An 18795-nucleotide genomic window follows, 5' to 3' on the forward strand; every position below is an offset into this window, starting at 1 on the left:
AGTCAATTTCATGCGCGGCAGCATCGCCATCTGGCACGACACGTTTCCGATTGATGCGGACGGCTATGCGCCTCGAGTCGAGGTACACGTCAACATCTGGCGCAACAACCAGCGCAAGAAGCGCAAGCATTTTGATCTCCTCGATATCGGCTTTCGCTTCGAGGAGTTACGAGCGCTGCGCTCGCTGTCGATCAGCTTCCCATTCGTCATTAAGCCTGAGCACGTCAGCGATCTGTTCGAGGTGATGCATGACACTTCGACGCTGTCGGCCATCTTCAACGACACGCTGACTCCAGGGAGCATGCTAGACCGCGGGAACTGCTTCGCAGCGTCTCACACCGAGAGTAAGGGAGTTCAGTTCTTCGTGTGGCGCTGCCCGGACAAAGAGCTGCAGTTCTCAACCATTGGCGAGGGACGGGACCGTAGCACCGTTATTACCATTAGCGATCAGTTTTTCGAACAAGTTCGACCGCGCGTGGGCGACCATTATTTCAGATTGAGAATCGAGGTCCCGATCGACATGGAAAACGGCTTTGTGTCGTCCAATGATCCGAAAGACTCGGCCTTCCTAAGCACCATATCGACCAGTGAGATCGTCGAGTTTCGCCTTAACGAGCGGCGGAATTTCTCAAATGCCATCCGGAACCGGCTGCAGGCCAAGAATTGCGGCCTAATCGACATCTCCGCCGTGCACTATTTCCTCATCCGCGATATGGGGGTCGAAATGACCCGGTCGCACACGGCCTTCCGGAAGATGCGTCGGCTTGAACCCCGCCTATGGGAGCGTTACCTGACGGATTGCTCAGGCTTTAATCCAGACAAGATGATCATATACCATTGGGCTTCGTTCGCACCCTCGGCAACAGCGGCGGTCGAGAGCTTTTCGGCGTTGGCGACCTTCCGGGCGGACTACACCGGCAGCCTGTTGGCCTACGGAGCGGTGATCGTGGCGCTCGGAGCGATGGGCAGTGCTGTCCAAAGCGTCTGGGCTACGGCCATAGGAGAAAATTGGCCGAGCTACGGATCGCTACGCGCGAATGTCCTGTTGCTGGTACTGCTCGCTTTGGGCTTGGCAGTGCTCGTGTGTTTTCGGTTGCGGAAAACATGAAGAGTATCGAATTTTTTGCCCGTCGGATTTATGTTAGGCGCGACGAATCAACCGGGGACTCAACGATGACGGAGGAGTTTGACTGCGGGCACGCTCTCTCCCAGGCCTACGGTGCCTTGGTGCCAGTCGATCCAGTCGCGGTACACACTGCTCTGGAACGGGCAGGTGTGACTCGGCTGTACCCGGACTTCGAGGACTGGTTCTTCGGCAAGGTGGTTCCCGGAATGCGCAGCGGCGAGCGGTGCGTCATGACGTCCGTCATCGACAGCGTGCTGGCTGGCGTCGCCATTTGTAAGCGAACAGAAACCGAAAGAAAGTTATGCACCTTCTGGGTGTCGCCACATGTGCGCGGCCGTGGCGTTGCCGCCGAACTGGCGGGCGAGGCCTTTGACTGGCTCGGCACCGCCAAGCCCCTGTTCACTGTGCCTGAAGAACGCTATGCCGAATTCGGCGGGCTATTACGCTCTTGGTCGTTTTCCAAGCCGGTCAGGTATGGAGAGCTGTATCGGCCAAACCGCCTCGAGTATGTATTCAATGGCGGCTTTGGTGGGATGGCTCACTGAGCCTGTTTCAGGTGATAGCGTAGCTCGTCTGTAAATCCTTCCAGTGACGGCGCCATCATGGTGATCAGGGGGATCCCCAAGCGTGCTGCTGTGCGTTCGCATGCAGCTCGCTCCATCGTGACGAGCCCGGCGATTTCCGCGGCACAATTGCGGCTTGTCGTCGAAGGACGTCGAGACAGGATTTCCTCTGGCCGATCATAGATGTAGACGATAAGGTCTGGTGCAAGTTCGTCGAAGAACCAGTCGGGGACGATCAGGGGGCCTTCCCCTGTCTCAATGAGAGCATGGCCGTCGATGAGCCGGTGTGGGCGAGTGACTTGGGCCGCCCGTAAGGCATCGGCGGCGCGGCGCTGGTTGGCTAAGCCATCGTTAAATGTCCGGACGGGAAATACCCCTCCTGCGGCCTGTAGCAGTTGGCTGACGCTGACATAGTCAACGTCAGGCAGGTTGGTAGCTGCGTGTTGAGAGCGACTGGATTTGCCGGCTCGAGACAAGCCGGCCACAAACACCTTCATTCTGGCATCCCCACGCTGGCTACGAGCTTCGAGGAGGCATAAGCCCAGGACTGGGGCGCGGTGAACGCAAATTTAGAGCGCAGTTCGGTCAGCGGTAGGACCCTCGCCAATGGCATACACTGAGTAAGGTGGACGCCATAGCCGAAGTCACGATCGGCGAAATATTCTGTGAAGTGGAGTTCGTCGACGCATGAGGCGTTTCCGTGGAGTTTCCAGAGCTCCGCGACAGGCAGCTCGTGTACGGCACCGATGCGCAGTAGCGCCGTCAGGCTGCAGACGGGCGACGATTCGTAAAGATAGGCCACGGCCCCTGCGGGCAGGCGTGGAAAGCGCCGACGCAGCTCGATGGTCTTGCTACCGGTGCGGATCAAGCCAGCCCATTTTGGCTGGATGCTGATAACTATATGCTTCACGTGCGTACCAGGAGTCGATGGAGGTTAGGCGCCGAGATGTCAGCGCGACCGATGGTGAAAGCTGGATATCAATCAGCGGCAGGTAGTCCAGCCGAAGCCTTTCCCTTAGCTGGCTTAGGTGCTGAGTGCGCTCGGTCGAGTTCTGTCCAGGCCGCACGAGCTCGCTCCCGTCTAGGCGACAGCTCAGTCGCGAGAACATCGGGATACCTCGTCAGCGGGCTCACAAAAGCTCATAAAGCTGGGCCAGTTTATGCCTGCGACAGCAAGAATGGCAAAAGCATGCCTACATGTAAGGATCTCTTTCACGACAGCCTAGCCGGTATCCACCTATCTTTTTCTCGCCTCGGGAAGGCCGGCGCGCTCCATATCGAGGAGCGCTCGCTTTCGGTCGACGCCCCACCGATAGCCGCCGACGCCGCCATCGCCACGAAGCACACGGTGGCACGGCGCCAGCACCGCCAGACGATTGGCCGCGCAGGCCGACGCCGCGGCGCGATGCGCTTTCGGCTTGCCTATTCCTGCCGCCACATCGGCGTAGCTGACGACATTCCCTTCCGGAATGCCGATCAGAAATCGCCAGACCAGCAGCTGGAAGGCCGTTCCCCGAAGATCGAGCGGCAGCTCGGGGCGCGGTCCATGCCTCGAAAGATGCGCGTCGAGCGCGTCGATCCACCGGCTCAATGGTTCGCCATCGGCCTCGATCGACTTTTGCAGCCGCGCTTTTGGGAACTCGGCGGCCAAGGCGTCCAAAAGCGCCGCTTCGCTTTCGCCGAACATGACGAAGCAGACGCCGCGATCGGTGGCGCCCATCATGAGCTGGCCGAGCGCGCAATGCCGGCACGCATAGCTGATCGTCTCGCCGGCGCCGCCTGCTCGATAAGCCGATGGCGCCATGCCGATATTGCGCCGCCTTTCGCCGTAGACCCGGCTCGGCGAGCCATAGCCGGCCTCGTAAATGGCGCCCGTTACGCCGTCGCCGTCTCGTAGAAGCTCCTTGAGACGTCTCGCTCTCAGTCCGTCCTGATAGGTTTTGGGCGAGACGCCGAACACCGCTTTGAAGAGCTTCTGCATATGGGTCGGGGATAGACCGACGGCGGCTGCGAGTCGGGAGAGCGGCAAGGGTTCCGTCGCGCGCTTTTCGATGAGGCGGGCGATTTCCTGCGCCTTCTCGACATCGAAAGGTCGTTCCTCGGGCCTGCAACGTTTGCACGCGCGATAGCCCGCCGCCTGCGCTTCTGGAACATCCGCGAAGAAACGGAGGTTTTCCGGTTTCGCGGCGCGCGATGGGCATGATGGGCGGCAGAATATTCGCGTGGTTTCGACGCCATAGAGGAACCGGCCCTCATAGGCCCTGTCGCGCGTCGCCACGGCCCGAAGCATCTCTTCAGCATGGAGAGCTGGTCGATCCATTTTCATTTTTGTCCGAACTGTCTTCGCCGCGAACATACCTCGAAGGATGAGGATCGCTGCTCCGCTTCCTGCCGCCAAATCCGTCCGGCCGCCTAAACGAGACGACGACCGCGATTTGACCACAAGTTCCGGAGTGCGCATTCCGGTCGGGCGCCTAGGCTCGCGAGCGAACCGACACGCTCACGAGAGACCGAAACCAATGAGCAAAGCTCTGGACCACGCCTACCGCGCCGCGACCGCATGGATCGATGGCCTCGACGAGCGGCCGGTGGCGGCGCGCGCGACGCGCGACGACCTCACCACGATCTTCGGCGGACCGCTGCCGGAACTCGGAACCAGATCGGAAGAAGTCGTCGAATGGTTGACGCGCCATGCCGGCGACGGGCTGCTCGGCAGCGCCGGTGGCCGCTTTTTCGCCTGGGTCATCGGGGGCGGCGTAGAGTCCGCGCTGGCCGCAGATTGGATGGTCTCGACATGGGATCAGAATGCGGCGCTCTATGCCTGCAGCCCGGCCGCTTCGGTCATCGAGGACGTAGCCGGCGCATGGATAAAGGAATTGCTGGATCTGCCGCGCGAATCGTCCTTCGCCTTCACGACAGGCTGTCAGCTCGCGCATACGACCTGCCTCGCCGCCGCCCGCCATGCGCTGCTGAAGCGCGCCGAATGCGACGTGGAGCAGGACGGACTCTTCGGCGCGCCTCGGTTGACCATTCTGGCGAGTGAGGAAAGACATGGCTCGATCGATCGCGCAGCGCGCTTTCTCGGCTTGGGCCGCCGGGCGATCCAGCCACTCGCGACCGATGATGCGGGAAGGATCGCGCCGACGGCGTTGGAACAGGCGATATCGCGCTCGGCCGGTCCGGCGATCCTCGTCCTGAATGCCGCCGACCTCAACATCGGCGCCTGCGATCAATTCGCCGAGCTCATTCCGATGGCGCATTCGGCGGGGCTCTGGGTCCATATCGACGGAGCCTTCGGGCTATTTGCACGCGCGAGCCGCGCGCATCGTCATCGCTTATCGGGCGTGGAGCTGGCCGATAGCTGGGCGACCGACGGCCACAAATGGCTCAACGTCCCTTTCGACTGCGGGATCGCAATCGTCAGAGATCGCGCGGCCCATCGCGCCGCGATGACGACCAGCGCCGCCTATATCGCGGCGCAATCGGACGCGCGCGATCAGATCGACTGGAATCCCGAATGGTCACGGCGCGCACGCGGCGTCCCCGTCTATGCGGCGCTGAAGGAATTGGGACGCGAGGGAGTCGAAGCCCTGGTCGATCGCTGCTGCGCGCATTGCGAGGCGCTCGTGGACGGTCTCGGCGCCCTCGCCGGTGTGGAGGTGCTGTCTCCGGCGAGCTTGAACCAAGGCCTCGTGCGTTTCAACCGCATTGGCGACACGCCCGAAGAGAACGACGCCTTCACGGACGAAATCATCGAGAAAATCAACGCCACTGGCGAAGCCTTCTTTTCCGGTACGACATGGCGCGGTCGCCGAGCCATGCGCATCAGCGTCGTGAACTGGCGCACGAGCGAAAGCGATGTGGACCGCGCAGTGGCCGCCGCCCGCGCCGCGCTCGCCCAATCGCACGCGGGCTCGTCCTTGCACATCGAAGGCTAGCGCGCTCGTGTTGGAGGAACCGGGAGCGCGTAGCGCGGGAGCCATCGTGCACGAGTGAGATTCTGGCGCTGACGGAACGGGAGAGCGCCTCGCCTTCGAGCATGAGGAGCGCCGACTTGAGACGGATTGCTCCTGCATTCCGTCGACCGTTTGCCCACGCCATGGTGCTTCGCCTGGAAAAAGGAGAGACGCCTGATGGAGGCCCGCTCGGCAGATCATCCACCACCCCGGAAGGCCCGATCCTCGCCGGCTTCTAAACGGCTTCTAAAAATAAATCTCGTTGGCTATTCGACGCTTCCAAAGCCACACAAGTTATTGATTTTATTGGTGCCGGTTGCAGGATTCGAACCCGCGACCTACTGATTACAAATCAGTTGCTCTACCAGCTGAGCTAAACCGGCCCCTCGACCGAACGGTTTGCGTTGCGGCGTCGGGCCTCTCTATACGCTGCCGTGTCGTTTCGGAAAAGAGCGCAGCCGCTGGCTCAGGCGGGCTTTCCGTTTCGAGTGAAATGCTCGAGCGCTCAAATTCACTCCGGGCGCCGGCGGCGTCTCACGGCCGTCGCGAGGGGGAAGCGGCGGCGTTGCGCGGCGCGGGTCGAGGTGCTATCTGAAACCGCAGCGCCGCCACGAATCGCAATTCGAGAACACGCTGTTTTTCGGGGCTATGCAGGGCGCTCGCATGGAAAGCCGCAGAATTCTCGTCACCGGTGGCGCTGGTTTTCTCGGGTCGCATCTTTGTGAGCGGCTGCTCGCCGCGGGACACGAGGTCCTCTGCGTCGATAATTTCTTCACCGGCCAGCGCAGAAACGTTCATCACCTGCTCGATCACAACAATTTCGAGCTGCTGCGCCACGATATAACCTTTCCGCTCTTCGTCGAGGTCGACGAGATCTATAATCTCGCCTGCCCCGCCTCGCCGATCCATTACCAATTCGATCCGGTGCAGACGACCAAGACCAGCGTGATCGGCGCGATCAACATGCTGGGCCTCGCCAAACGGCTGAAGGTCAAGGTGTTTCAGGCGTCCACATCGGAGGTCTACGGCGACCCTTCCGTGCATCCGCAGCCGGAATCCTATTGGGGCAATGTCAATCCGCTGGGACCGCGCGCTTGCTATGACGAAGGAAAGCGCTGCGCCGAGACCTTGTTCTTCGACTATCATCGGCAGCATAGGCTGAAGATCAAGGTCGTGCGCATCTTCAATACCTATGGGCCGCGCATGCACGCCCGCGACGGGCGCGTCGTCTCCAATTTCATCGTGCAGGCGCTCAAGGGCGAGCCCATCACCATCTATGGCGAAGGCCAGCAGACGCGCTCCTTCTGCTATGTCGACGATCTCATCGGCGGCTTCACCGCGCTCATGGATTCGCCCGACGATATCGTCGGCCCCATCAACATCGGCAATCCGAATGAATTCACCATTCGGCAGCTCGCCGAGCAGGTGATCGACCTCACCGGCTCCTCCTCCAAGCTCGTCTTCGAGCCGCTGCCGGCGGACGATCCCAAGCAGCGCCGGCCGGATATTTCTGCGGCGGAGCGCCTGCTCGGCTGGGGACCGACAATTCAATTGCGCGAGGGGCTGCTGCGCACCATTGCTTATTTCGACGAGCTGCTGGGCGAGGCCTGAGCCGCGTTCTGACGGCGAGGCCGGGCGAGTAGCGACGATTTTCGGCGCGCGCGCCGGCGTTATGAGAATGCGCGCGAGACCGTCTCATATTCAAAGCTGCGCGGCGGATATATTGCATCCATCGGTCGTTTCCGCCGCGGATTTTACCCATGCACAGATCAGCGCCGCCGCAATTCGAACGCCTGGCCGATCGCATTTACGAGGCCGCTGTCGTTCCAGAGCTGTGGCCGGAGGTGCTGGACGCCATCTCGACTCTCAGCGGCGCTTTCGGCGGTATTCTGTTCGCGGCCAATTCGCAATTCTCCGGCTGGACCGCCTCGCCGCGCATTGCGCCCATGTTCGCGGAATTCATCGAGCAGGGATGGGCGGCGCGCAATCCGCGACCGGCGCGCGGGCTCTCCTTCGGCGCCGCGGGCTTCCTCAGCGACCCTGAGATGTTCTCGCCCGAGGAAATGGACGCCGATCCGACCTACGCCTATCTGCGGAGCCTCGGGCTCGGCTGGTGCGCCGGCCGGATCGCCGCCCCGCCCTCGGGCGACATGCTGATCTTCAGCTGGGAAAAGCGCTTCGTCGACGGCCCCTTCGATCGCGCCATGCTCGATGCGCTGGACACGATCGGCGGCCATCTCGCCCGCGCCGCGCTGATCGCCGCCCGGCTCGGCCTCGAGCGCGCGCGCGCCGCTGCGGAGACGATGCGCGCGCTCGGCCTGCCGGCGGCCGTGCTGTCGCGCGCGCATCGGCTGCTGCTCGCTAATGATCTCTTCGCGCGCTTCGTGCCGTCGCTGGTGCAGGATCGGCGCGAGCGCGCCGTGATCGCCGATCCGCGCGCCGATGCGCTGTTCGCGCAGGCGCTCGCCCGGCTGCGCGTCGTCGGCGCGCCTGCCGGGGTGCAATCCCTGCCTATGCCTGCTCGCGAGGGCGGGCCGCCGCTGGTCCTGCATCTCGCGCCGATCCGTGGCGCCGCTCAGGATGTGTTCGCGGCCGGCGAGCTGCTGCTGATCGTCACCGAGCTGACCATCTGCGCCCCGCCCAGCGCCGGCCTGCTGCAAGGGCTGTTCGACCTCACCCCCGCGGAGGCGCGCGTCGCCCGCGCCATTGCGGCAGGCCGCGCCGCATCCGAGATCGCGCGGGAGCACGGCGTCTCGGGCGAGACCATTCGCTCGCAGTTGCGCGCCATCTTCGCCAAGACCGGCGTGTCGCGTCAGGTGGAGCTGGTGCGCCTGCTGTCGGGCGCGACGCTGCCCTGATCGCTTCTCCTCCATTCGGGGGATACGCCGAAAGCGCGACCGCTATAGGAGAGAATGCAGCATTCTCGCAGAAAGCGCGCGCGACGCGCTTCAGCGCACGAGACGGCGTGCGGAGACCCTTGTGATCGACGGCCGACTGGACGATGGCGAATGGGCGCTCTGCGCGGGCTTCGTTATCGAGACGGGGACTAAGCGCGGGCGGCCGCCGCGCGACCACCGCCGCGTCATGGACGGCGTGCTGTGGATCGCGCGGACGGGAAGCGCCTGGCGCGATCTGCCGCCGCACTATGGCAATTGGAGCACGGTCTACCGGCAGTTTCTGCGCTGGTCGGACGCCGGCCAATGGCGCCTGCTGCGCGAGGCGGCGAAAGCCGCCGGCAGCGCGGAGCTGGAGACCGCGCTCGCCGCCGTTTGCGCTCTGCCCGGCCGCCGCAAGGCGCGCTGATCAGAAGCTCGGGTCTATGCCGCCCGTCGCCAGAAAATGCTCGAGCCAGTGGATGTCATAGACGCCATTCTGCACATCGGCGTTGCGCACCAGCGTGCGGAACAGCGGCAGCGTCGTATCCACGCCGTCGATGATGAACTCGTCCAGCGAGCGCCGCAGCCGCATCAGCGCCTCGGTGCGGTTGCGGCCGTGGACGATGAGCTTGCCGATCAGCGAATCATAATTGGGCGGGATCGTATAGCCCTGATAGGCGGAGGAATCGACGCGCACGCCGACGCCGCCCGGCGGATGGTAATAGGCGATGCGCCCGGGCGAGGGCCGAAAGCTCGACGGATGCTCGGCGTTCACGCGGCATTCGATCGCATGGCCCCAGAACCAGATATCCTCCTGCCGCAGCGACAAGGGCGAGCCGGCGGCGACGCGGATCTGCTCGCTGACGAGATCGACGCCGGTCACGGCCTCCGTCACCGGATGCTCGACCTGGATCCGCGTGTTCATCTCGATGAAATAGAAGGAGCCATTCTCGTAGAGGAACTCGACCGTGCCGGCGCCGGCGTATTGCATCTCGCGCATCGCCTTGGCGCAGATCTCGCCGATCTCGCCGCGCTGCTCGTCATTGAGGGCGGGCGAAGGGCTCTCCTCCCACACCTTTTGGTGCCGGCGCTGCAGCGAGCAATCGCGCTCGCCGAGATGGATCGCCTGCCCCTTGCCGTCGCCGAAAATCTGAATCTCGATATGGCGCGGCTTGTCGAGATATTTCTCGAGATAGACGGTGTCGTCGCCGAAGGCGGCCTTGGCCTCGGCGCGCGCGGTGGCGATGGCGGAATGCAGCTCGGCCTCGCTGCGGGCGACCTTCATGCCGCGGCCGCCGCCGCCGGAGGCCGCCTTCACCAGCACCGGATAGCCGATCTTCGCGGCGACCTTGGCGCCCTCTTTCCCATCGGTGATGGGGCCGTCGGAGCCAGGCACGCAGGGAATGCCGAGACGCCTCGCGGTCGCCTTGGCCTCGATCTTGTCGCCCATCAGGCGAATATGCTCGGCCTTGGGACCGATGAAGGTGAGGCCGTGCTCGGAAACGATCTCGGCGAAACGGGCGTTCTCCGAGAGAAAGCCATAGCCCGGATGCACCGCGTCGGCGCCGGTGATCTCGCAGGCGGAGAGCAGCGCCGGAATGTTGAGATAGGATTCGCGCGCCGCCGGCGGCCCGATGCAGACCGATTCGTCGGCGAGCTTCACATGCATGGCGTCGGCGTCCGCCGTCGAATGCACGGCCACTGTGGCGATGCCGAGCTCCTTGGCGGCGCGCAGAATGCGAAGCGCGATCTCGCCGCGATTGGCGATGAGGATTTTGTCGAACATGGGCGCCCTACTCGATCACGAGGAGCGGTTCGCCATATTCGACCGGCTGTCCGTCTTCGACCAATATGGCCGTCACCACGCCGCCCTTGGGCGCGACAATGTCGTTGAAGGTCTTCATCGCCTCGATGAGCAGCAGCTTGTCGCCGGCGGTGACGCGGGCGCCCACCTCGATGAAAGGCTTGGCGTCCGGGCTCGGCCGCAGATAGGCGGTGCCGACCATGGGCGATTTCAGCGCATCGGCGTGCTCGGCCGGCGCGGGCGCAGCGGGCCGGGCTGCGGGCGCCGGAGCGGCGATCGGCGCCGGCGCATAGGCTGCGGCCGGCAGAGCGATGGTCGCATGGGCGGGCGCGGCCGGCGTGCGCGCGGCGCGAATGCGCAGATCGCCCTTCTCGACCTCGATCTCGGTCAGATCGCTCTCGGCGAGCAGGCGCGCGATCTCACGCAGCAGCTCGGTGTCGACGCCGGCGGCTCCGGCGGCGGCTTTGGGTTTTGCGGCAGGGGTGGAGGGGCGACGAGTTTGAACTTTGCGCGCCATGATTGCTCAGGTCTTTCTTTCTTCTCGATCGAACAATGCGTTCAACGCCAACACATAGGAATCGGCTCCGAAACCGGCGATGACGCCGCGAGCCACAGGCGCGATGTAGGAGTGCCGCCGAAAGCTCTCCCGTGCATGCACATTGGAGAGATGCACCTCGACGACGGTCGCTCCCGAGCCCTTTATGGCGTCGTGGAGCGCGATCGACGTATGGGTGAAGGCTCCGGCGTTCAGAATGACCGGCGCGCCGGCCTTGCCCGCCTCTTGTATCCAATCCACGAGGTCGCCCTCATGGTTGGACTGCCGGAACAAAAGCTCGATCCCGCGGGCGGCGCAAATCTCGGCCAGCCGCGTTTTTATATCGTCGAGCGTCGCGCGGCCGTAGACGTCGGGCTCGCGCGTCCCGAGCAGATTGAGATTTGGACCGTTTAGAACGTGGACGGCGGGCATAAAGGGTCCTGACGAAGGGCGCGCGCCGCGCCGGCGCGCCCCTTCTAGCGTCATTGCCGCCGCGAAGGAAGCCCCGCCTCCGTCAGCAGACGGTCTTGCCGCATTTGCGAGTATTTTCGATCTTGGCTTTGAGCGGCTGGAAGCCGACCGCGCCAATGATCACTTCCTTGCCCAGAACCCAGGAGGGCGTGCCGGTCAGATTGAGGCTGTCGGCCAGCTCCATCACCTCTTTGATCGAGGCCTTGACCTCGGGGCTCTTGGAATCTTTCTCGAGCTTGGCGGTGTCGACGCCCAGCTCCTTGGCGACGGCGATCGCCTGCGCCTTGCCGACGGCGCCGCGCGTATTGAGCAGCTTGCGGTGGAATTCGTAGAATTTCTCCGGCTTGAGCTGCAGGCGCGCCGCGGTCGCGATCTCCGCCGCCTCGACCGAGCCGGCGCCGAGCACCGGGAAATCCTTCAGCACGACGCGCAGCTTGGGGTCGCCCTCGATGAGCTTGGCGACATCGTCCAGCGCGCGTTTGCAATAGCCGCAGTTATAGTCGAAGAATTCGACCAGGGTGACGTCGCCGGACGGATTGCCGATCACCGCCTGGCTGGCGGAGTTGAACAATTTGTCCGCGCCTTGAGCCACCGCCTTCTGCCGCGAATCGGCTTCCGCGACCTTCTGGCGGCGGTCGAGCTCGTCTATGGCGTCCCGAATCACCTCCGGATTGGCGAGGAGATAGTCGTGGACGATCTTCTCGATCTCGGCCTTTTGCGGAACGGCGGTCTCGGCGCGCAGCGGCGCGGCGATGGCGGCGAGGCCGATGACCGCGGCGGCCGCGGCGCGGGCCAGAGCGCTCTGGTCGAAGATTTTGGCGAGCCGCAGCGGCATGGGAAATCTCCTCGAAGGGTTCGGAACGTCGTCACGACGTTCGCTCGTCAGGGCTGAGTGCGCACGCCGTCATTGAGCTGGAGCGAGCCGAGCCCGTAGTTGAACTTGGCGTCGCCCAGCGTGCGCAATTGCAGCGACACCATGATCGTCTGGTTCCGCGAGAGTCCGCTCGAGGTGTTCCCTTGGAAAACCGACGAATAATTGATGGAGAAGGTGGTGCACTCGTCCTTGTAGCCGCCCCCCAGGCCTAGCGCGGCGACCGAGAACAGCGGAGCCGATCCCGTGATGGTGCTGCCCGTCAGCGTGATATTCGTCGCCGGCGAGACGGTCAAGGAATTGTAGAGATAGCGGCTCATGTCGAAAGTGGCGGAGCCGGTGAGAAAATAATTCTTGGTGATATCGTAGCGGCCGTTCACCGACATGCCCTGCCGGCGCTGGTCGAAGCCGATGACCGCCTGCGACGCGTAATTGGCGTATTGCAGATTGACCGTGAGCGGATCGAGCTTGAACGAGGCGACGACATCTATGCGCCGGCCGCGCAATCCGTCCGGATCGAAGCGCCCTTTGCCGACGATGCTGAAGAATGAGGTGGGCGCGATGGCGAGGCGGCCGACCCAGTCCGATGTGCGCGTGTCGAGGCCGGAGGCGAGGCCCACATTGGCCGCATCCGCGGTGGAATAGCCGTTCTTGCCGGCGAGCTGCCGCGACTGGCCGGCGAGCGCGTTGACGAAGCCGCCATTGGCGAAAGTCATGGTCGCCTGGCCGCCGTAATTGATGCGCGTGCCGGTCTCGAAACGGTCGTAGCCGGAATATTTGCTCCATTCGAACAGGTTGGAATCGTCGAAGACGAGGCTCTGCGCGTCCATGTTGACGAGCGAGGGGATCGACGACTGATTCGGCCGCGCCACCACCTGGGCGATCGGCTCGACGACGAGATCGCCGAGACTGCTGCGCGCGAGAATGGGATAGCGCCATTCGACGCCGCCGCCCGGCGTCGCCTGACCGCGAAACACGCTGTCCGAGCCATTGACGAACAGCGACTGCGCCGAATTGGGAATCGGCTGCCAATAGCTGTTGTAGGCGGCGTAGGAATTACTGGTGTCGTAGTTGAGATAGGAGCCCGTCACGCGCGTGAAGGCGAAAGGCGTCCAGGAGCCGCCGAGCGGATCGATGATTCGGCGCTGCCAGGAGGCCATCGCCGTGGCGTGCTCGTAATTGCCGCCAACGCCGCGCAGCAGACAGCCACTCTTATAGGGGTCGGCCGAGGGCGAGTAGAGCTGGCAGACATTGTAGAGGCCATAGGCCGAATCGAGCGTGCGCGGCTGAATCGACTCGTAATTGGCGATGCTGGCCGAGGTGCTGGTGAAATTGGCGTCCAGCGTGATCTGCCCGCCAATGCCGAATGTCTTGGCCGGATCGACGTCGAAAGCGCGATTATAGTCGAGCAGCGGATGCACGACCGGCTGCTGCGCCTGCACGTCGGTCGCGGACAGTCCCTGGAAGTAATAGCCGCGCAGGTCGAAATAGCTGCGCGGCCCCTGCCCCGTCAGATAGACGGTGGAGGACGCCTCGCGGAAGAAGTAGTTCTGCAGGAAGCTGTTGTACTGCTTGTAGTCCTGCAGGAAATAGCGATCGCTGAGCGCGGTGACGTCCCAGCCGAAGCGCCAATTGTCATTGAGCGCGAATTCGCCATTCGAATAGATCGAGCCGCGCCAACGTTCGTTGCGCGCGCCATAGGGCGCGATGGTGAAGGCGCTGGGGTCGCTGACATGCGTGCCCTCGGCGCGGATAATATAGGAGCCGTTCTCCAGCCGCTGGCGGAACTCGGCCGAGAGGAAGGCCCCCTGCCGGGTGAAGCCGGTCGGCGTGATGGTGAGGTCGTAATCGGGCGCGATCGCCCAATAATAGGGCACGCCGACGCCGAAGCCGAGCTGCTGGCGATAGGTCAGCTGCGGGTTGAGAAAGCCGGACTTGCGCTTGACCGAGGGATCGGCCGACCAGAAATAGGGGAGATAGGCGATCGGCGTCCCGAACAATTCGAGCGAGGCGTCCTCGTAATAGATCACCTTCTCGTCATTGTCGTGGATGATGCGCTTAGCGTGCACCGTCCACAGCCGCGGCTTGGTCGGATCGTCCTGACAGGCGTCGCAGGCCGTGTAGGCGCCCTGGTCGAAGGTCGTGACATCGCCCGTGCGCTCGGCGTGGGGCGCGGTGAAATGGGTGCTTTCGGCGCTCTCGACCTGCAGGCTTTCGATGAAGCCGTTCTTGAAGTCGTCGGTGAAGTCGAAGCGCTCGGCATAGGCGACCGTTCCGTCCTTCTCCGTCAGCTTGGCGTGGCCCTCGGCGAAGACGCGCTGCGTATTGCGGTCATAGATGACGCGATCCGCCTCCAGCACCCGGCCCTTGTAGTAGATCTGCACGGAGCCGCGCGCGGTGACGACATTGCGGCGCTCGTCATAGGCGAGCTCCTTGGCCTCCACCACCATGCGCTGCGCGCTCTGCGGCGGCGGCGCGGCCAAAGGCTGCGCGCGCGCGGCGATGGGCGCGGCGGCGAGGAGCGCGGCCAGGGCCGGCAAAAGAATGGGGATGATGTTTGAGACGCGACGCGACGAGGCTTGCGCGGAGCGGATGCGCTCCGCGCTCGGCCTATGTTCGCGAGTGCGGCGACGACGGCGAAGGCCCATCAGCCGTCCTCCGAATGCAAGAGAGCGAGCGCACCCAACATGCTTCCGACGAGAGCAGGCGACCAAGCAGCGACGAGCGGGCTTATGACGCCTGCGCCACCCAGATCGGAAAAGATTTTCGTGCCGATATAAAGCACGAAGCCCGACGCGACGCCACCCGAAATGGTCCGCGCGATTCCGCCGAATCGAAAGAATCTTAATGAAAAGGAAGCGGCCACGAGAACCATGGCGACGAGCAGCAGCGGTCGCGCGAGAAGTGTCTGAAACTGCAGCGCATAGCCGGTCGGATCGAGACCGGCGTCGCGGCTGCTGTCGCCGAGTCGCGGCAGATCCCAGAAGGGCGCCCCCTGCGGCGGCGTGGCGGCGGAGGCGAGCTGCTCGGGCGTCAGATCGGTGGCCAGCAGATAGGAGCCGACGGCGCGCGATTCCTCCCCCGGCGCGCTGACGCGGGCGTCCTCGAGCACGAAGACCCCGGCCTGCAGCCGCGCCCGATGCGCCTCGACGCGCTCCAGGAAGACTCCGTCCTTCTGATAGACATTGACGCTGACGCCATCGAGCGCGAGCCCCCCTGCCCGCACATCGACCGCATGCATGATCGCCTGGCCGTCGACGCCATTGAGGCGGAACCATTTGCCGTGATCGATGCGCACGCTGCCCTCGACGCCGAAAAGATCCAGCTCCATCTGGTCGGAGCGCATCTTCATCATGGCGGAGACAGGATTATAGAGTGTGACCGAGACGATCCCGATCGTCGCCGCCACCAGCGCCGGCGGCAGCAGGAACTGCCAGACCGACATGCCGGAGGCGCGGGCCACCACCAGCTCGAGCTTGCGGGTGAGGTCGACGAAGGTCGCCATGGAGCCGAACAGGACAGCGAAGGGGAGAATCATCTCCGCCGTGGCCGGGACGCGCAGCAGCGTCATCAGCGCCACCGTGCCGGCCCCCGCCTGCGGAACGTCGCCGGCGCGCCGCAGCAGCTCCACGAAATAGACGACGAACATCAGGCAGAACATGGTGACGAAGATCGCCATGATCGTCTTGGTGAAGCGCGCGGCGAGATAGCGCGTGATGGTGACGCCGATCATGCGGCCCTCGCGCGGCGCGACGGCGCCGGCACATGTCGCGCAGAATCGATCGCCATCGCCTGTCGCCGCCCTCCCCCCGATGCGCCCCGCCGTCGGCGCGCCTGTTCCGAGCCGCTTGGCTAGACGCTCCGCCGTCGCGGCGCAAGCCGAGGCCGGCGCCAGGGTCGATCGGCGGCCAAGGCAAGCTGCCCCCCGCTCGAGGCTTTTCCTGGGCAAAGCGCCCGCCCGCCGCCGCTACCCTCAGGAATATCGCCGCGCCCCTCCCCATCGCTTCGGCCGGGCGTCGTACTCCCCGGCTCGATGAGCTGTTCGGCGCCCTCCTGCCGCGTCGATTCCGCTTGCGGACGCCAATATCTCGCCGCATGCGAGCATGCCGCCGGTCAGCTCGACAATGACGAGAAATCCCGCCATCGCCGAGCCCATCCAGCGATGCGCCCGCGCCCGGAGGGCGCGAGAGGCCATCAGAACTCCATGCGGATGGAGCCCTTGAACGTTCGCGGCGTTCCGACGCCAATCTGGAACTGACCTCGGTTGCCGGTGGGGTAATAGCGCGTGTCGGCCAGATTTTCGACATTGAGCTGCGCGGTCAGCTTGGTCCCGTAGAGGTTCCAGCTATAGGACGCGAGCAGATTGAAGATGGCGTAGCCGGGAACATGATAGCTGTTCAGGCTGTCGCCGTAGGATTTGCTACGGGCGTTGACGCCGCCGCCGAATTTCAGGCCCTTCCAATCGCCGTCCTGCAATTCGTAGGTCGTGAACAGATTGCCCATGTGACGGGACACATCCGCCGGGATGAAGCCGGTGAAGCCCTTGAAGCTGACCGTATTGCCGAGCGGATCGCTGACGACGCCCTCGTCCTTGGCGACGATCGAGTCGATATAGGAATAGCCGCCGATCACCTTCCAACCGGGCAGAATCTCGCCTGCGACATCCAGCTCCACGCCTCTGTTGCGAATCTCGCCCGTCGCGACGCGGTAGCCGAGAGCGGCTCTGGTCGGATCGGGGTCCGACACGCCGACATGCTGCTTGATGAGATTGTAATAGGCCAAAGTCGCAGTGAGGCGCTTGTCGAACAGCTCGGTTTTGACGCCGACCTCCCATTGCTGCGCAGTCTCGGAAGGCAGAATTTGCTGTGTCGGCCCGGCGGGGCCGGAGACGCCGCCGGCGGAGCCGAAGTTCTCGAGATAGCTGCCATAGAGGCTCACTTCCTCGATCGGCCGCCACAGCAGGCCGAAGCGCGGCGTGACGCGTTGAGAATTATTGCCGAGCTGCTCGCCGTTTCCGTCATAGGCGTTCGAATGCGTGATGGCGCGGTCGTAGCGAGCTCCGGCCAACACGAACAGATTGTAGGGAAGCTTCAGCTGATCTTGAACATAGAATCCGTACCAGTCTTCTCGGTTGATCGAGGTCGAGCCGGGAAGGAAGCTATTGTATTGGCTGAGAGTGGTCGGCGTGACGCTATGGATCGGAAACAGATAGTCGATGTTCGACTGCCGAATTTTCGATGCGCCGAAAAATGGATTGAACGCCCGATTGGAGAAGTAATCGCCGCCGACCAGCACCGAATGCTCGACGCCATAGGTTTCGAATCTTCCCGTGAGATCGAGATTTAAATTCACGCTGTCTCGCACGCCGCTATTGGCGATCGCGACGCGGCTCAGTTGCGTCGGCGAATTGGCTGCGAATCCGACCGGAACCACCAAGTAATTGTCCGAGTGATAGACAATGCCTTCGAAGCGATTGGTCAGCGTCCAATCCTCCGAGAATTTATGCGAGAAATTATAACCGTATTTCACGGTCTCGACATTCATCGAGGAGTTCGGATCGTTGAATGCGCGCTCGCGCGGCAGAAAGGCCGCCGGACCCACGCCGAACACCAATGAGAGCGGATCGTATTTGGTGAATCCGAACGTGCCGACATCGAAGGGAATGGCTTGACGGCCATATTGCAGATTGAATGTTATTTGTGTCGCGGCGTCGATATTCCATCGCACGACCGGCGAGACGAAGTAATTTCGTGAATAGTTCGTCTCGTGAAAAGAATGCTCTAGATCCGCCTCCGCCGTCAGCCGATAGAGCAGCGTATCGTCTTTCGTCAGAGGACCGGTGGCGTCCAGCGTCGTTCGGTAGGAATCATACGAACCGATTTGCTGCTGGATGACGTAATGCGGAACCGCCTCGGGCTGCTTGGTGACGACGTTGACGATGCCGCCGGGGTCCGCGCGGCCATAGAGGATGGAGGCCGGCCCCTTGAGAACCTCGACCTTCTCGACATTGATCAGTGACGACGTTCCGGGCAGGCCGCTCTGCAACCGCAGCCCATCGGTATAGACATAGGGGGTCGTGAAGCCGCGGATCTGAAATTGATCATTGCCGCCGATATAGCCGGAATCGAATGAGCGAACGCCGCTGACATTGTCCACCGCGCGCGCCAGCGTCGTCGCCTGTTGATCCAGCAGCACCTGCTGCGGCACGACTTGCACCGAGACCGGCGTCTCCATGATGGACGTATTGGTCTTGAGCGCCGTTGTTGCGCTTTTGGGGTGGTAGCTGGTCTTTTCCGCCTCGGCGCGCGCAGACTGCGCTGTGGGCCGCACTGGCCCCGCCGCAGCGCCAATGTCGATCGCCGGCAACGACTCCTGCGCCAGAGCGGGATGGATCGAGGACAAGGCCATGAGCGCGCCGGCGGATGCGCCGCGCAACAGGATGGAACGAAGCATAGAATATCTCCTTGCGCGGCGATCGACGCCCGCATGAACGGTGACGAGATGGTTGGACCCGAGGGTCTTCGTTCAGCCGGTCAGGAGAAAATCGGCGGCGCCTGTGACGACCAGGAGCTGGCCCAACCCGTGGGCGGGCG

Annotated in this window: 16 protein-coding genes and 1 tRNA gene; 6 read left to right on the forward strand and 11 right to left on the reverse strand. The window is 63.5% G+C overall.

Annotated features, from left to right (window positions below; translation table 11 throughout):
* The first annotated feature begins 10 nt into the window (after positions 1 to 10).
* On the forward strand, positions 11 to 1108 hold the full coding sequence (locus A1351_RS05345) for a hypothetical protein (protein ID WP_064032446.1): 1098 nt from the start codon (positions 11 to 13) through the stop codon (positions 1106 to 1108).
* Positions 1105 to 1671 (forward strand): GNAT family N-acetyltransferase, encoded by a 567-nt coding sequence (locus tag A1351_RS05350; RefSeq protein WP_064032447.1) that lies wholly within the window; start codon positions 1105 to 1107, stop codon positions 1669 to 1671. The genes A1351_RS05345 and A1351_RS05350 overlap by 4 nt, the downstream gene beginning before the upstream one ends.
* Here the strand turns inward: A1351_RS05350 and A1351_RS05355 are convergent.
* From A1351_RS05355 to ada, 3 genes are all read right to left on the reverse strand, one after another.
* Positions 1665 to 2186, reverse strand: a complete 522-nt coding sequence (locus A1351_RS05355; protein WP_064032448.1) for an AAA family ATPase — start codon at positions 2184 to 2186, stop codon at positions 1665 to 1667. The two genes, A1351_RS05350 and A1351_RS05355, sit on opposite strands and share 7 nt — an antisense overlap.
* Entirely contained in the window at positions 2183 to 2557 is a 375-nt protein-coding gene (locus tag A1351_RS05360; RefSeq protein ID WP_157096123.1) for a hypothetical protein, read from the reverse strand. Before A1351_RS05360 ends, A1351_RS05355 begins: the two co-directional genes overlap by 4 nt.
* A 369-nt stretch (positions 2558 to 2926) precedes the next feature.
* Positions 2927 to 4150 (reverse strand): bifunctional DNA-binding transcriptional regulator/O6-methylguanine-DNA methyltransferase Ada, encoded by a 1224-nt coding sequence (ada, locus tag A1351_RS05365; RefSeq protein ID WP_371441456.1) that lies wholly within the window; start codon positions 4148 to 4150, stop codon positions 2927 to 2929.
* A gap of 58 nt (positions 4151 to 4208) precedes the next feature.
* Between ada and A1351_RS05370 the strand changes: the two genes are divergently transcribed.
* Positions 4209 to 5627: an aminotransferase class V-fold PLP-dependent enzyme gene (locus tag A1351_RS05370; RefSeq protein ID WP_064032450.1), complete on the forward strand. Its 1419-nt coding sequence runs from the start codon at positions 4209 to 4211 to the stop codon at positions 5625 to 5627.
* Between the two features lie 325 nt (positions 5628 to 5952).
* On the opposite strand, the gene A1351_RS05375 is transcribed toward A1351_RS05370, so the two are convergent.
* Positions 5953 to 6028 (reverse strand) — tRNA-Thr (locus A1351_RS05375).
* Positions 6029 to 6308: 280 nt separating this feature from the next.
* Here A1351_RS05375 and A1351_RS05380 point away from each other — a divergent pair.
* The 3 genes from A1351_RS05380 to A1351_RS26130 all read left to right on the forward strand — a co-directional run bounded on the left by A1351_RS05380 (position 6309) and on the right by A1351_RS26130 (position 8948).
* Positions 6309 to 7256 (forward strand): UDP-glucuronic acid decarboxylase family protein, encoded by a 948-nt coding sequence (locus tag A1351_RS05380; protein ID WP_024880767.1) that lies wholly within the window; start codon positions 6309 to 6311, stop codon positions 7254 to 7256.
* A 149-nt stretch (positions 7257 to 7405) separates the two neighbouring features.
* Positions 7406 to 8503, forward strand: a complete 1098-nt coding sequence (locus A1351_RS05385; RefSeq protein WP_064032451.1) for a helix-turn-helix transcriptional regulator — start codon at positions 7406 to 7408, stop codon at positions 8501 to 8503.
* A gap of 121 nt (positions 8504 to 8624) precedes the next feature.
* Positions 8625 to 8948, forward strand: a complete 324-nt coding sequence (locus A1351_RS26130; RefSeq protein WP_064032452.1) for a transposase — start codon at positions 8625 to 8627, stop codon at positions 8946 to 8948.
* Here A1351_RS26130 and accC read toward each other — a convergent pair whose 3' ends face one another.
* From accC to A1351_RS05425, 7 genes are all read right to left on the reverse strand, one after another.
* Positions 8949 to 10307, reverse strand: coding sequence for an acetyl-CoA carboxylase biotin carboxylase subunit (accC, locus tag A1351_RS05395; RefSeq protein ID WP_024880770.1), 1359 nt, complete (start codon positions 10305 to 10307; stop codon positions 8949 to 8951).
* Between the two features lie 7 nt (positions 10308 to 10314).
* A complete protein-coding gene (accB, locus tag A1351_RS05400) occupies positions 10315 to 10842 on the reverse strand; it encodes an acetyl-CoA carboxylase biotin carboxyl carrier protein (RefSeq protein WP_024880771.1) in 528 nt (175 codons plus the stop codon).
* A gap of 6 nt (positions 10843 to 10848) precedes the next feature.
* A complete protein-coding gene (gene aroQ, locus A1351_RS05405) occupies positions 10849 to 11292 on the reverse strand; it encodes a type II 3-dehydroquinate dehydratase (protein ID WP_024880772.1) in 444 nt (147 codons plus the stop codon).
* Between the two features lie 82 nt (positions 11293 to 11374).
* The gene (locus A1351_RS05410; protein WP_024880773.1) at positions 11375 to 12166 is read right to left on the reverse strand and encodes a DsbA family protein; all 792 of its coding nucleotides are present in this window, start codon (positions 12164 to 12166) and stop codon (positions 11375 to 11377) included.
* Positions 12167 to 12213: 47 nt separating this feature from the next.
* Positions 12214 to 14742, reverse strand: coding sequence for an LPS-assembly protein LptD (locus A1351_RS05415; protein WP_371441457.1), 2529 nt, complete (start codon positions 14740 to 14742; stop codon positions 12214 to 12216).
* A 107-nt stretch (positions 14743 to 14849) separates the two neighbouring features.
* Positions 14850 to 15935: an LPS export ABC transporter permease LptG gene (gene lptG, locus A1351_RS05420; protein WP_024880775.1), complete on the reverse strand. Its 1086-nt coding sequence runs from the start codon at positions 15933 to 15935 to the stop codon at positions 14850 to 14852.
* Between the two features lie 461 nt (positions 15936 to 16396).
* Entirely contained in the window at positions 16397 to 18655 is a 2259-nt protein-coding gene (locus A1351_RS05425) for a TonB-dependent siderophore receptor (protein WP_051592532.1), read from the reverse strand.
* Positions 18656 to 18795: the final 140 nt, after the last annotated feature.

It is taken from the genome of Methylosinus sp. R-45379 (assembly GCF_001644125.1).
In the GTDB taxonomy this organism is placed as follows: domain Bacteria; phylum Pseudomonadota; class Alphaproteobacteria; order Rhizobiales; family Beijerinckiaceae; genus Methylosinus.

Bases quoted from the DNA above. Each gene is read 5' to 3' on its own strand.
- A1351_RS05345 (WP_064032446.1), top strand. From the start codon at position 11: ATGCGCGGCAGCATCGCCATCTGGCACGACACGTTTCCGATTGATGCG.
- A1351_RS05350 (WP_064032447.1), top strand. From the start codon at position 1,105: ATGAAGAGTATCGAATTTTTTGCCCGTCGGATTTATGTTAGGCGCGAC.
- A1351_RS05355 (WP_064032448.1), bottom strand. From the start codon at position 2,186: ATGAAGGTGTTTGTGGCCGGCTTGTCTCGAGCCGGCAAATCCAGTCGC.
- ada (WP_371441456.1), bottom strand. From the start codon at position 4,150: ATGCGCACTCCGGAACTTGTGGTCAAATCGCGGTCGTCGTCTCGTTTA.
- A1351_RS05370 (WP_064032450.1), top strand. From the start codon at position 4,209: ATGAGCAAAGCTCTGGACCACGCCTACCGCGCCGCGACCGCATGGATC.
- A1351_RS05380 (WP_024880767.1), top strand. From the start codon at position 6,309: ATGGAAAGCCGCAGAATTCTCGTCACCGGTGGCGCTGGTTTTCTCGGG.
- A1351_RS05385 (WP_064032451.1), top strand. From the start codon at position 7,406: ATGCACAGATCAGCGCCGCCGCAATTCGAACGCCTGGCCGATCGCATT.
- accC (WP_024880770.1), bottom strand. From the start codon at position 10,307: ATGTTCGACAAAATCCTCATCGCCAATCGCGGCGAGATCGCGCTTCGC.
- accB (WP_024880771.1), bottom strand. From the start codon at position 10,842: ATGGCGCGCAAAGTTCAAACTCGTCGCCCCTCCACCCCTGCCGCAAAA.
- aroQ (WP_024880772.1), bottom strand. From the start codon at position 11,292: ATGCCCGCCGTCCACGTTCTAAACGGTCCAAATCTCAATCTGCTCGGG.
- A1351_RS05410 (WP_024880773.1), bottom strand. From the start codon at position 12,166: ATGCCGCTGCGGCTCGCCAAAATCTTCGACCAGAGCGCTCTGGCCCGC.
- lptG (WP_024880775.1), bottom strand. From the start codon at position 15,935: ATGATCGGCGTCACCATCACGCGCTATCTCGCCGCGCGCTTCACCAAG.
- A1351_RS05425 (WP_051592532.1), bottom strand. From the start codon at position 18,655: ATGCTTCGTTCCATCCTGTTGCGCGGCGCATCCGCCGGCGCGCTCATG.